Raw genomic sequence first — 12,230 nt, 5'->3', positions numbered from 1 at the left:
GCGGCACCTGCGTCGGCCGCACAGCCGTCGAGGTCACTCCCGTCGGCCGCACTCGCGCCGACCGCGCCGCTCCCCGCACCGATCGGCGGCCGTGCCGCCCGGAAGGCCTCCCGGAGAACCGAGTGCCTTGTCCCCCAGAATTTCGCAGCATGTGCGGAAGATAACGAGCGAGCGGGACGCGCGGCCCCGCCCGCGCCCGACACCCCTACAACTCGGGCGCGCTCACACCCGTACGAGTGAGGGCGTCGACCACGGCGTCCACCACCGCCTCCACATCGGGCACCCAGGGCGCGGCCGAGCCCGGCAGCGGGGCACGCTCCCAGCGGACGGCGCCCTGGCCGATCCCGGACGGGGGCAGGGCGAGATAGCCGCCCTCGCCGTGGAAGCGCAGCGAACCGGGGACGAAGTCCTTGGCGTAGAGCAGTTCGCCCAGCTGCTCCATGGAATACGGCTTCACCAGCAGCGCCCAGCGGGTCGGGGAGGCGATCACCGGGCCGAGGCGCATGCCCCGCCGGTCGAGCAGGGCGAGGGCGCGGGAGGCGGCGAGCGCCGGCAGGCTGACCGCGCAGGGCGCCTTGCCCCCGGTGGCCAGGATGACCGGTGCGCTCGGCCGGTTGGTCCACCACCAGCGCACCATGCGCGCGTCGGTCGTGGCGGCGAGCAGACCGGGATCGAAGGGGTGCGCCCCGGGCACCGTGCACTCCGGGTCGGGGCAGGCGCAGCGGGCCCGCCCGCGCGGGTCCGGGGCCACGCCCGGGAGTACCGGCCACTGCCACTCGGTCGCGAAGGTCAGGGCCGCGCCGATCAGCTCAGGCCTCTCGTCGTTCCGCCTGGGCCTCCCGTCGTTCCGCCTGGACAGGAGCCTGCGTCGCCTTCCGAGGATCTCGCGCATGAGCGCTCGTTCCTTTCCGTTGCACCGCTGGCAACACCGTGGTCCACATCACACCATGTGTCGATCACTTCACTGTGCGTACCTGTTGGCGCATCACACCCCTGCGCACGGCAGGGGGAACCCCAAGGGGTCGAGCAAGGGCCGCGTCCGCGTCCATAGTGCGTCTTTCACAAGCACGGCTGCGGCGCGGGGGTGGCGAAGTATGGCGTTTTTGCCGTCGCGCGTGTTTCTCTCCGCCTCCGCCAGGGAGGATGGGGCTCGGCCGTCGGTGGCTATGACGCCCGGGTCCGTCGCCAGGTTCCGGGTGGCCCCCAACCACCCCTGGCCTTCACCGAGTACGTACCCATCACGACCGCTGTGACGCTCCGTGGAGCAAGGCCAGTCGACCGCAATGGACCGATACCTGGTGCAGTTTTCAGCCAACTTGGCAGTAAGGCAAGGGGTTCGAGGGAAACCTCGTCCGGCTCATGGACACCAGGAATCCCCGCAGGACAATGCTGGACATCCCCTCACGAGTGCGTGTACATGTGGAGACACTGCTAGCGGCGCAGAATGCCATGGGGGTTTGCGATGCTTTTCAGCACTACGCACCGGTCTGAAGGCCGGACGCCATGAACGCCCCCCACCCTCCGAAAGTGGCTGGAATCGATCCAACAGTTCCAACGCCCGCACACACTGTCGCGCCCACTCCCCCCGCCGCCGGCGCCGGTGCCTCCCCGGACCCCGCTCTCGTCCCCGCACCGAACACCCCCGCGCCCGGCGCCCTCCTCCAGGACCGGCTGGCCGGCTGGGTCTCGGACCTCACGACCCTCCACGAACTCACCGAGCTCCTGTCCCGCACGAACGCCCTGGAACCGGCCCTCCACGAACTCCTGCGCGCAGGAGCCGCCCTCGTCGGCGCCCGCCGCGGCCTGGTCGCCCTGGAGCCCGGCGACGGACTCGGCCCCCGCACCACCCTCGGTCTCGGCCTCGGCCGCGCCGACCTCGGCCACATCGAGACCGTCCCGCGCGGCGCGCTGCCGTACGACACCGGCACGGCCGCCGAGATCGTCCACCCCGACCTGCTCGCGGAGGACGGCCTCGACCCCCGGCACCGCGAGGTGGCCGCCCGCCTCGGCTACGCCGCCAGCTACGCCCTGCCCCTCGCCTCCGAGTCCGCCGGCCGCCTCGGGGCCGCCGTCTGGCTCTACGACGAACCGGCCGAACCCGACGAGCGCCGGCGCCACCTCGCAGGCCTCTACGTCCGGCACGCCACCGAGCACCTCGCCCGGCTGGTGGAGCTGGAACGCGCACGCGCGCGCGTGGCGATCATCACCGAGGAGCTGCTGCCTGCCCGGCTGCCCCGCGTGCCCGGCGTCCAGCTCGCGGCCCGGCGCCGCACCGGCCCGCTGGGCGGCGGCGACTGGTACGACGCGCTGCCGCTGCCGGACGCCGCGCTCGGCCTCTCCGTCGGGTCGGTCACCGGCTCCGGGCCGGGCGCCGTGGCCGCGATGGGCCGGCTGCGCGCCAGCTTGCGCGCGTACGCCGTGATGGAGGGCGAGGACCCGGTCGCCGTCCTGTCCGACCTGGAGCTGCTGCTGCGGCTGACCGAACCCGCCCGCTCGGCCACCGCGCTGTTCGCCTACTGCGAGCCCGCCCTGCGCAAGATCACCCTGGCCGGTGCCGGGCACAGCCCGCCGCTGCTGATCGGCTCGCGGCGCACCGAGTTCGCCGAGACCTCGGTCTCCGCGCCGCTCGGCATGCTCGCCTGCTGGGAGGCACCGAGCGTGGAGTTCCAGGCGGAGGCCGGGGAGACGGTGCTGCTCTACACCGACGGGCTGCTGCACCGTACCGGCGACCCGACGGACCGCGCCTTCGCCCGCCTGCACGCCGCCGCCGCGAGCGTCCCGCGCGCGCTGCGCCGCGACCCCGGCGCCGTCGCCGACCACATCCTGCACACCGTCCTGCCGGACGGTCTGGACGCGGCCGACAGCGAGGAGGACGTGGTGCTGCTGGCGGCCCGCTTCGACTGAGCACCGCCCCGCCGCCGACGGCCCGCTTCAGCCGATCATCGCCATGCATGACCGGGCATAACAGATCCTGCGACCCTGGTCCGCCCTCGGTACGAACGTACGATGATGGAGGCCCCCGCTCCGACACGATCGCGAGCAGCACGGGCCGCCGGGGGAGATCACACGCCGTACCGAGGAGGATCACGTGTCCGACGAGCTCAACCCGGAGACCCCGGAAGCTGAGTCCGAGGAGCCCATCAAGCAGCGGAAGAACGGCCTGTACCCGGGCGTCTCCGACGAGCTGGCCGAGAACATGAAGTCCGGCTGGGCCGACACGGAGCTGCGTGATCTGCAGCCGGTCCCGCAGGCCGCTGAGACCGCGCGCCGCCGCGCCGCACTCTCCGCCCGCTTCCCGGGCGAGCGCCTGGTGATCCCGGCGGGCAACCTGAAGACCCGCTCGAACGACACCGAGTACCCCTTCCGCTCCTCCGTCGAGTACGCGTACCTCACCGGCAACCAGACCGAGGACGGCGTCCTGGTCCTGGAGCCCACGGCGGACGGCCACGAGGCGACGATCTACCTCCTGCCCCGCTCCGACCGCGAGAACGGCGAGTTCTGGCTCTCCGGCCAGGGCGAGCTGTGGGTCGGCCGCCGCCACTCCCTCGCCGAGTCCGAGGCGCTGTACGGCATCCCGGCCGCCGACGTGCGCGAGCTGGCCGGCACGCTGCGCGAGGCCACCGGCCCGGTGCGCGTGGTGCGCGGCTACGACGCCGGCATCGAGGCCGCGCTGACCGACAAGGTCACCGCCGAGCGCGACGAGGAGCTGCGCGTCTTCCTCTCCGAGGCCCGGCTGGTGAAGGACGAGTTCGAGATCGGCGAGCTGCAGAAGGCCGTCGACTCGACGGTCCGCGGCTTCGAGGACGTGGTCAAGGTCCTCGACAAGGCCGAGGCCACGAGCGAGCGCTACATCGAGGGCACGTTCTTCCTCCGCGCGCGCGTGGAGGGCAACGACGTCGGCTACGGCTCCATCTGCGCGGCCGGCCCGCACGCCTGCACCCTGCACTGGGTCCGCAACGACGGCCCGGTCCGCTCCGGCGACCTCCTCCTGCTCGACGCCGGTGTGGAGACCCACACCCTCTACACCGCCGACGTCACGCGCACGCTGCCGATCAACGGCACGTACACCGAGATCCAGAAGAAGATCTACGACGCCGTGTACGAGGCCCAGGAAGCCGGTATCGCGGCCGTGAAGCCGGGCGCCAAGTACCGCGACTTCCACGACGCCGCCCAGCGCGTGCTCGCCGAGAAGCTAGTCGAGTGGGGCCTGGTCGAGGGCCCGGTGGAGCGCGTCCTGGAGCTGGGCCTGCAGCGCCGCTGGACCCTGCACGGCACCGGCCACATGCTCGGCATGGACGTCCACGACTGCGCCGCCGCGCGGACCGAGACGTACGTGGACGGCACGCTGGAACCGGGCATGGTGCTCACCGTCGAGCCGGGGCTGTACTTCCAGGCCGACGACCTGACCGTGCCGGAGGAGTACCGGGGCGTCGGCGTCCGGATCGAGGACGACATCCTCGTCACCGAGGACGGCAACAGGAACCTCTCGGCGGGCCTGCCGCGCCGTTCCGACGAGGTCGAGACGTGGATGGCCGCGCTGAAGGGCTGATCTGGGTTTCAATGGCCGGGTACCGGGAGGGTGCCCGGCCATTCGCGTGCCTAGGGGGAAGGTTCTCGTGAACGACTTCTGGTCCGGTGTCGGTGTCGATCTGCATCTGGAGCCGGACTCGGCGGACGGGCGCCGTATCGGACTGGAGCGGGCCCTGCGGGACGCCGTGCGGGACGGGCGGCTCGTGCCCGGGACCCGACTGCCGGCCACCCGGCGGCTCGCCACTGAGCTCGGCATCTCACGCGGCACCGCCAAGGCCGCCTACGACCAGCTCGTCGCCGAGGGGTACCTGACGGCGCGCCAGGGCTCGGGCACCCGGGTCGCCGAGCTGCCGCCCGTCGCCTCGGCGGAGCCCGGCACGGCGTCACGCACGCGTGCCCCGCGTTTCGATCTGCGACCCGGCAGCCCGGACGTCGGCGCGTTCCCGGCGGCGGCCTGGCTGCGCGCGCTGCGCCGGGCCATAGCCACGGCGCCCTCACTGGCGTACGACTACGGCGACCCGCGCGGCCGGATCGAGCTGCGCACGGCGCTCTCCGGCTATCTGGGCCGGGCGCGCGGGGTGCTGGCGCCGCCGGAGCGGATCGTCATCACCTCCGGGTACGTCCAGGGCCTCGCGCTGCTCACGCGCGTGCTGGACGGCGCAGCCGTCGCCATGGAGGACCCCGGGCTACCGTTCCACCGGGAGGTCGTGCGGCGCAATGGCGGAACGGTCCTGCCGGCGTCGGTCGACGCGCGCGGGCTGCGCCCCGAGGAGCTGGGCGACGCCGCGGCCGTGGTGGTCACACCGGCGCACCAGTACCCGACGGGGGTCACCCTGCACCCGGAGCGGCGGCGGGCGCTCGGCGACTGGGCACGCGCGCGTGGCGGGCTGATCGTCGAGGACGACTACGACGGGGAGTTCCGCTACGACCGCCAGCCGGTCGGCGCGTTGCAGGGCATGGCGCCGGGCCAGGTGGTCTATCTGGGCACCGCCTCCAAGACGCTCGGCCCCGCACTCCGCCTCGGTTGGATGGTGCTGCCTGCGCACCTGGTCGACGCGGTCGCCGACGCCAAGCTGCACAGCGACCACCACACCGAGACCATCGGCCAGCTGGCGCTCGCCGAGCTGATCGACAGCCACGCCTACGACCGGCACGTGCGCGCGTGCCGGCTGCGCTACCGGCGCCGCCGCGACCAGTTGCTGGACCGGCTGGGGGCGGGCCGGAGCGTGCACGGGATCGCGGCGGGGCTGCACGCGCTGATCGACGTGCCCGACGAGGCGGAGGCACTGGCCCGCGCGGAGGCGGAGGGCCTCGCCCTCGGCGCCCTCGGCGACCACTGGCAGGTCCCCGACGGGGGCCGGCGCGAGGGCCGGCCGCAGGGTCTGGTCGTCGGCTACGGCACGCCCCGCGAGCGGGTGTATCCGGAGGCACTGGAGGTGCTGGCCAGGGTGCTGGACGTCTGAGAGGGGCTCGTCACAGGGCGGGATCGCGGTCGTGCAGGATCCGCTGGAACAGCCGGCAGTCCCGCCACTCCCCGTCAATGTGCAGGTACTTCGGGGCCATGCCGATCGGTTCGAACCCGCATTTCGTCAGCACCCGCTGCGAGCCGGTGTTCCCGAGCAGCGTGGAGGCCTCGATCCGGTGCAGCCCCACCGTGTCCCGCGCGATCCGGCAGACCCGCTCCACCGCGGCCGTGGCCAGGCCGCGGTGCTGCTGGTCGGCGGCCACCCAGTAACCGAGGGAGGAACTGCAGAAGGGCCCTCGGGTGATCCCGGTCAGGGTGATGGTCCCGACGATCCGCCCGTCCGCCGCCTGGAACACGAAGGGAACCGCGCCGCCCTCGGAGAACACTCGCAGCAGACCGTCGATCCGCTCCCGCTGCCCCGCCCCGGTGAAGAAGGACTCCGGCCTGCGCGGCTCCCACGGCCGCAGGTGCTCACGGTTGTCCACATAGGCCGCACTCAGCGCGTCCGCGTCGGCCCGCGCCAGCAGCCGCAACGTCACCCCGGCCGCTATGTCGCCGCTCTCGATCTCCATGCCCTCACTATGCCGTCAGCAGCGAGGGGTCCTTCGTCCACTTGAGAATCTTGTCGAAACTGACCACCGTGCCGCCCCGGCCGGGCTTGGCGCCGATGTGGACGTGGTCGGCGAGTTCCCGGATGAGACAGAGCCCGCGGCCATGCTCGGCGTCCGCGCGGGCGGGCCGGATCTCCTGGGTGCGGGCGAACCCCGGTCCGGAATCGGCCACTTCGATACGGCACTTCTCGCCGTCGAGATACGCGGTCACCCGGTACGCCTCCGAGACGCCGCCGTGCGGCGTGTTCCCGCCGTGTTCGACGGCGTTCGCGCAGGCCTCGGTCAGTGCGACGGACAGGTCGTAGGAGACCTCCGGGTCGACACCCGCCGTCTCCATGGTGCCGATCAAAAGCCGCCGGGCGAGCGGCACGCTCGCGGCCTCGCGGCGCAGATGGAGTGACCACCAGATGCTCATGCTCCAGCCTCCTGGCCGCGGCTCGACATACCGATACGTATTGCCGCCCGTAGGGGGCCGTAAGCACACAGTTGACGTGACTCCGCCCATACGGCCGATGCGCCATGGGAGGAATCGGTGTATGAGGGACGTTCCCCCGGCCCTGCCGTAGGGCGCCCGTAAGCGCGGTGCGATGATGAGCGCGCCATGACTTCCCCCCACCCGCGCACGGCGCGTCCCGGAGCCGGGCTCCGGATCCTGCGGGCCGCGGTGTTCGCCGCGGTCTGCGTCGCGCTGGCCGCGTGCGGGCACACCCTCGCCTCCTGCGCGAGCGTGCCCCTGTGGACGCTGGGCGCGGGCTTCCTCGGCTGTCTGCTGCTCGTGGTGCCGCTCGCCGGGCGAGCTCGCTCGCTGCCGGGCATCGCCGCGCTCCTCGCGCTCGGCCAGACCTCGCTGCACACGCTGTTCGGGCTGGGCCAGCACGGCAGCGCCATGGCCTCCGGCGGAACGGCGATGGGGTCGATGAACTCCACCGGCTCGACGGTCTCCTCGCTCAGCGACACCGCGCTGGTCGAGCAGGCCGCACGGCTGCTGTGCGGGTCGAGCCCGACCGCCCTGACCCCGGGGCGCGCCTTCCACCTGCTGTTCGCCGCGCACCTCGTCGACCGCTCGGGGCAGCCCGTGGCGGTCATGGGCGGCATGCACCACGCGTACGACGCCACCGGCTCCTCCGTCGCGCTGCTGCCCTCGCTGCCGATGCTGCTCGGCCACGTCCTCGCGGCCGTCGCCGCGGGCTGGCTGCTGCGCCGGGGCGACCTGGCGCTGCTGCGGCTGATCGAGCTGTCGGCGCACGGAGTCGCAGAGGGGGCGCTCGTACGGTCCCTGCGCGCCGCGTTCGCGCTGGCGCGCGCCCTGTGCGCCGGGCTGCTGCCCGCTTCCGAGCCCCTCCCGCGCGGCCGTCGTACCGACCGGGACGACGCACCCGACCCGCACACCACCGCGCTCCAGCACACGGTGATCCGGCGCGGCCCGCCCGCCGCCGGCTTCCGTCTCGCCGCCTGACGCGACGCGCGCACCACTCCACTGATCCGGTGAACCGGAGCAGAGGGCTGCCGCCGTCGCGCGGCACGCGCGCGTGCGCACCGTGAACCAGCCGAAGGGCACGGCGACGCGCACGCGTACCTCTCTTCGTCACCAGAACTCTCAGAGTGGAGTGCTCCTGCCATGCAGGCTTCTCGTATCGCTTCCCGTGCCCTTGCCGCCGGCGCCGTCGCGGGCACGGCCGTCCTGGCGCTGTCCGTTCCTGCCTTCGCGCACGTCTCCGTGCAGCCGGAGGGCACCGCGGCCAAGGGCGGCTACGCGGTCGTCGACTTCAAGGTCCCCAACGAGCGCGATAGCGCCTCGACCACCAAGATCGAGGTCAACTTCCCGGCCGACCACCCGCTCGCCTCGGTCATGCCCGAGCCCGTCGCCGGCTGGAACGTGAAGGTCACCAAGTCCCGGCTGGACAAGCCGCTGACCGTGCACGGCGAGAAGATCGACGAAGCCGTCACCAAGGTCACCTGGACCGCCGCCGACGGCAAGGGCATCCAGCCCGGCTACTTCCAGAAGTTCCCGCTCTCCCTCGGCGCCCTGCCCGAGAACACCGACCAGCTCGTCTTCAAGGCGATCCAGACGTACTCCAACAAGGAGGTCGTTCGCTGGATCGAGGTGCCGCAGGCCGGCCAGGACGAGCCGGAGAACCCGGCGCCCGTGCTGCAGCTGTCCGCCGCGACCGACGACCACCACGGCACGGCGGGCGCCGAGGACGCCTCCGACAAGACCGCGACCGCGGCAGCCGCCGATTCCGGATCCGGCTCCCACTACACCGACACCACCGCGCGCGTGCTCGGCGTGGTCGGCATCGTCGTCGGCGTCGCGGGCGTCGCCTACGGCGTCCTCGCGGGCCGCCGCCGGACCGCCTAAGCCCTTTTGGACCGCGCACCGGGGTCGTGCGGGGCGTGCGACGCTGTCGTGGCTGTCGTACGACCCCGGTGCGCGCCGGAGTACTCACATCTGGGACATTTTTCTATGCGCAAGAAGACGTTCGCCGCGGCCGCGCTGCTCGCCGCCGCCACCCTGACCCTCTCCGCCTGCGGCAGCGGGAACGACGACAAGTCGCCGGTCTCCGTGGTCTCGGAGGAGTCCGACTCGGGCAAGGCCGCCACCGTCCTCGACCAGCCCTTCCAGAAGCCGGACCTGGTCCTCACCGACACGCACGGCAAGAAGTACGACCTCCGCCAGGAGACCAAGGGCCATCCGACCCTGCTGTACTTCGGCTACACCCACTGCCCCGACATCTGCCCGACGACGATGAGCAACATCGCCGTCGCCAAGAAGGCGCTGCCCGAGGCCGAGCAGAACGACCTGCGGGTCGTGTTCGTCACCACCGACCCCGGCCGCGACACCCCGGCCGAGCTGGGCAAGTGGCTCAAGGGCATCGACCCGCAGTTCATCGGCCTGACCGGGGACTTCGCCACCATCCAGGCCGGTGCCCGCTCCGTCGGCATCTCCGTGGAACCGACGACGAAGGACAAGAACGGCAAGCTCGTCTCCGTCCACGGCACCCAGGTCATCGCCTTCTCCCCGAAGACGAACGGCGGTTACGTCCTCTACGGCGAGGACACCACGGTCGACGACTACACCAAGGACCTGCCCAAGCTCGTCAAGGGGGCGAATCCGTGAGGCACCGTCCCGCCCTCGTGACCGCGGCCGCCGCGCTCGCCGGTGCGCTGGCCCTCGCCGGCTGCTCGGGCTCGGGGTCGTCAGGCTCCGGCTCCTCGAAGGCCGAACTGTCGGTGAGCGGGCCGTACATGCCGCAGCCGGTCTCCGCCGACATGGCCGCCGGCTTTCTGACGATCGCCAACAAGGGCGGCGCCGAGGACGAGCTGACCGCGGTGACCAGTGACGTCGCCGGCCAGGTCACCATGCACAGCACCATGGGCGGCGCCATGCAGGAGAAGAGCTCCTTCGCCATACCGGCCCACGGTCAACTCGTGTTCAAAAGCGGTGGCAACCATCTGATGTTCGAGAAGCTGAAGCACACGCCGAAGCAGGGCCAGACGGTCACCGTGAAGCTCACCTTCGCCAAGTCCGGGCCCCTCACCGTCGAGATGCCGGTGAAGTCCGCGACGTACAACCCGTCGACCGGCCACTGAGGGAGGGACCGACCACCGTGACGCGCACCATCACCCCCACGGGACACCGGGGCAGCCTGCGCACCCTGGTGCTGCTGCTCCTCGCCGCCACGGGCGCACTGCTCGCGGGCGCCGGACCGGCCTCCGCCCACGCGGCGCTGACCGGCAGCGACCCCGCACAGGGGGTGGTGGTCAAGCAGGCGCCCAGCCAGGTGTCGCTCACCTTCTCCGAGAAGGTCGCGATGAACGACGACTCCCTGCGCGTCCTCGACCCCCGGGGCAAGCCGGTCCAGACCGGCACACCCGCCGACGTGAGCGGGACGACCTACGCGGTGAAGCTCAAGAGCGGCCTCGGCAAGGGCACCTACACGGTCACCTACCAGGTCGTCTCGGCCGACAGCCACCCCGTCTCCGGCGCCTACACCTTCTCCATCGGGGCGCCCTCGCAGACCGTGGTCTCCGGCACCGGCCCGGTCGCGGGCGGCGGGGCAGTGGGCGGGCTCTACGCGTTCGGGCGGTACGCGTCGTACGCCGGGTTCATCGTGCTCGTGGGCGGCGCGGCCTTCGTGCTCGCCTGCTGGCAGCGCGGCGCGGGCGTACGGGCCCTGCAGCGGCTGGTCGTCGGCGGCTGGCTCACGCTCACCGCGGCCACCCTGTGGCTGCTGCTCCTGCGCGGCTCCTACACCACCTCCGGGAAGTTCGCCGACGTCTTCGACCTCGGTCTGCTGGGCCAGGTGCTGCAGACCAAGACCGGCGCGGCGCTGGTCTCCCGGCTGCTGCTGCTCGCCGCCGCCGCGCTGTTCATCGCCGTCCTCTTCGGCGCCTACACCCGCCCGTCACCCACCACCACCCTGACCGACGGCGCTTCGCGTCGACTGCCTGATTCGAGCGAGGAGGGCCAGGAGAAGCGCGATCTGACCTTCGGACTCGCCATCGGCGGTGTGGTCGTCGCGGCGGGGCTCGCGAGCAGCTGGGCCATGGCCGAGCATGCCTCGGTCGGGCTGCAGCCAGGCATCGCCATGCCCGTCGACGTCGTCCACCTGCTCGCCGTCGCCACCTGGCTGGGCGGGCTCACCTCTCTCCTGGTCGCCCTGTACCGGGCGCCCGCCGAGACACCGGTGGAGGCCGCCGCCGTCCGCCGCTTCTCCCGGCTGGCCTTCGGTTCCGTCGTCGCGCTCGTCGCCACCGGTATCTACCAGTCCTGGCGGCAGCTGGGCTCCTGGCCGGCGTTCACCGACACCCGGTACGGGCAGTTGCTGCTGGTCAAGATCGGGCTGGTGGCGCTGCTGGTCGGCATCGCCTCGATATCGCGACGGTGGACGGGGCGGCTCGCCGACAACGCGCACAGCGCCGACACGGTCGCGGCCGGCGAGGAGCCCGAAAAGGAGCACGTCACGGCGGCAAGGGCGGCTGAGAAGGAGCGTTCCGCCACGGCGAAGGCGGTCGGCAAGCGCACCCGCTCCGGGGACTCGGAGCGCGCCGCCCAGCTCTCCCGGCAGCGAGCCGCGATGGACTCCGCCCGCCAGAAGCGGCTGCGGGACGGCGACACGAACCGCTTCGGGCTGCGCCGTACGGTGCTCGCCGAGGCGGGTGTCGCGGTCGTGCTGCTCGCCGTCACCACCTGGCTGACCCAGACCGAGCCGGGCCGCACCGAGCTGGACGCCAAGGCGGCCTCCTCGTCCTCCTCCACCTCGGCCACGGCGCCCTCGAACGGCGCGCTGACCCTGGACATGCCCTTCGACACCGGCGGCACCGACGGCAAGGGCGTCGTCAGCATCGACCTCGACCCCGCGCGCGTGGGCGGCAACGAGATGCATGTGTACGTCCAGCGGCCCAACGGCCGGGCCTTCGACGTCCCCGAAGTGAAGGTCGCCTTCACTCTTGAGGCGAAGAAGATCGGCCCGCTTCCCGTGACCCCCGACCGCATCACCACCGGCCACTGGTCGGCGAGCGGAGTGCAGATCCCCATGGCCGGCGACTGGAAGATCGCCGTCACCGTGCGGACCTCCGACATCGACCAGGTGACCGTCTCCAAGAACGCGCAGATCGGCTGA

At 72.3% G+C, this 12,230-nt stretch carries 11 protein-coding genes; 8 read left to right on the top strand and 3 right to left on the bottom strand.

Going from position 1 to position 12,230, the window contains the following annotated elements; translation table 11 throughout:
- Positions 1 to 205: 205 nt before the first annotated feature.
- Positions 206 to 892: a bifunctional DNA primase/polymerase gene (locus tag AB0M27_RS11620; protein ID WP_365720435.1), complete on the bottom strand. Its 687-nt coding sequence runs from the start codon at positions 890 to 892 to the stop codon at positions 206 to 208.
- A gap of 611 nt (positions 893 to 1,503) precedes the next feature.
- On the opposite strand from AB0M27_RS11620, the gene AB0M27_RS11615 reads away from it, so the two are divergent.
- The 3 genes from AB0M27_RS11615 to AB0M27_RS11605 all read left to right on the top strand — a co-directional run bounded on the left by AB0M27_RS11615 (position 1,504) and on the right by AB0M27_RS11605 (position 5,993).
- Positions 1,504 to 2,904 carry a SpoIIE family protein phosphatase gene (locus AB0M27_RS11615; RefSeq protein WP_365720433.1) on the top strand — a complete coding sequence of 467 codons (1,401 nt, stop codon included), beginning with the start codon at positions 1,504 to 1,506 and terminating at the stop codon, positions 2,902 to 2,904.
- A 184-nt stretch (positions 2,905 to 3,088) separates the two neighbouring features.
- A complete protein-coding gene (locus AB0M27_RS11610) occupies positions 3,089 to 4,549 on the top strand; it encodes an aminopeptidase P family protein (protein WP_365720431.1) in 1,461 nt (486 codons plus the stop codon).
- A 67-nt stretch (positions 4,550 to 4,616) separates the two neighbouring features.
- Entirely contained in the window at positions 4,617 to 5,993 is a 1,377-nt protein-coding gene (locus AB0M27_RS11605; protein WP_365720429.1) for a PLP-dependent aminotransferase family protein, read from the top strand.
- 10 nt (positions 5,994 to 6,003) lie between these two features.
- Here the strand turns inward: AB0M27_RS11605 and AB0M27_RS11600 are convergent, their stop codons facing one another.
- Positions 6,004 to 6,567 (bottom strand): GNAT family protein, encoded by a 564-nt coding sequence (locus AB0M27_RS11600; RefSeq protein ID WP_365720427.1) that lies wholly within the window; start codon positions 6,565 to 6,567, stop codon positions 6,004 to 6,006.
- A gap of 7 nt (positions 6,568 to 6,574) precedes the next feature.
- Positions 6,575 to 7,021, bottom strand: a complete 447-nt coding sequence (locus AB0M27_RS11595) for an ATP-binding protein (protein ID WP_365720425.1) — start codon at positions 7,019 to 7,021, stop codon at positions 6,575 to 6,577.
- A 186-nt stretch (positions 7,022 to 7,207) separates the two neighbouring features.
- Here AB0M27_RS11595 and AB0M27_RS11590 point away from each other — a divergent pair, with 186 nt between their 5' ends.
- The 5 genes from AB0M27_RS11590 (at position 7,208) to AB0M27_RS11570 (ending at position 12,230) form a co-directional block, all read left to right on the top strand.
- A complete protein-coding gene (locus AB0M27_RS11590) occupies positions 7,208 to 8,062 on the top strand; it encodes a hypothetical protein (protein WP_365720423.1) in 855 nt (284 codons plus the stop codon).
- A 162-nt stretch (positions 8,063 to 8,224) separates the two neighbouring features.
- Positions 8,225 to 8,965 (top strand): YcnI family protein, encoded by a 741-nt coding sequence (locus tag AB0M27_RS11585; protein WP_365720421.1) that lies wholly within the window; start codon positions 8,225 to 8,227, stop codon positions 8,963 to 8,965.
- Positions 8,966 to 9,070: 105 nt separating this feature from the next.
- Positions 9,071 to 9,724: an SCO family protein gene (locus tag AB0M27_RS11580; protein WP_365720419.1), complete on the top strand. Its 654-nt coding sequence runs from the start codon at positions 9,071 to 9,073 to the stop codon at positions 9,722 to 9,724.
- The gene (locus AB0M27_RS11575; protein WP_365720417.1) at positions 9,721 to 10,197 is read left to right on the top strand and encodes a copper chaperone PCu(A)C; all 477 of its coding nucleotides are present in this window, start codon (positions 9,721 to 9,723) and stop codon (positions 10,195 to 10,197) included. The genes AB0M27_RS11580 and AB0M27_RS11575 overlap by 4 nt, the downstream gene beginning before the upstream one ends.
- Positions 10,198 to 10,214: 17 nt before the next feature.
- Positions 10,215 to 12,230: a copper resistance protein CopC gene (locus tag AB0M27_RS11570; protein WP_365720415.1), complete on the top strand. Its 2,016-nt coding sequence runs from the start codon at positions 10,215 to 10,217 to the stop codon at positions 12,228 to 12,230.

The sequence above is a fragment of the Streptomyces sp. NPDC052107 genome, assembly GCF_040680215.1.
Classification (GTDB): Bacteria; Actinomycetota; Actinomycetes; order Streptomycetales; family Streptomycetaceae; genus Streptomyces.
The sequence above is the reverse complement of the archived record's forward strand: the minus strand, read 5'-3'. Positions and strand labels throughout refer to the sequence as shown.

Coding starts and splice junctions, on each gene's coding strand:
- AB0M27_RS11620 (WP_365720435.1), bottom strand. CDS start 892: ATGCGCGAGATCCTCGGAAGGCGACGCAGGCTCCTGTCCAGGCGGAAC.
- AB0M27_RS11615 (WP_365720433.1), top strand. CDS start 1,504: ATGAACGCCCCCCACCCTCCGAAAGTGGCTGGAATCGATCCAACAGTT.
- AB0M27_RS11600 (WP_365720427.1), bottom strand. CDS start 6,567: ATGGAGATCGAGAGCGGCGACATAGCGGCCGGGGTGACGTTGCGGCTG.
- AB0M27_RS11595 (WP_365720425.1), bottom strand. CDS start 7,021: ATGAGCATCTGGTGGTCACTCCATCTGCGCCGCGAGGCCGCGAGCGTG.
- AB0M27_RS11590 (WP_365720423.1), top strand. CDS start 7,208: ATGACTTCCCCCCACCCGCGCACGGCGCGTCCCGGAGCCGGGCTCCGG.
- AB0M27_RS11585 (WP_365720421.1), top strand. CDS start 8,225: ATGCAGGCTTCTCGTATCGCTTCCCGTGCCCTTGCCGCCGGCGCCGTC.
- AB0M27_RS11580 (WP_365720419.1), top strand. CDS start 9,071: ATGCGCAAGAAGACGTTCGCCGCGGCCGCGCTGCTCGCCGCCGCCACC.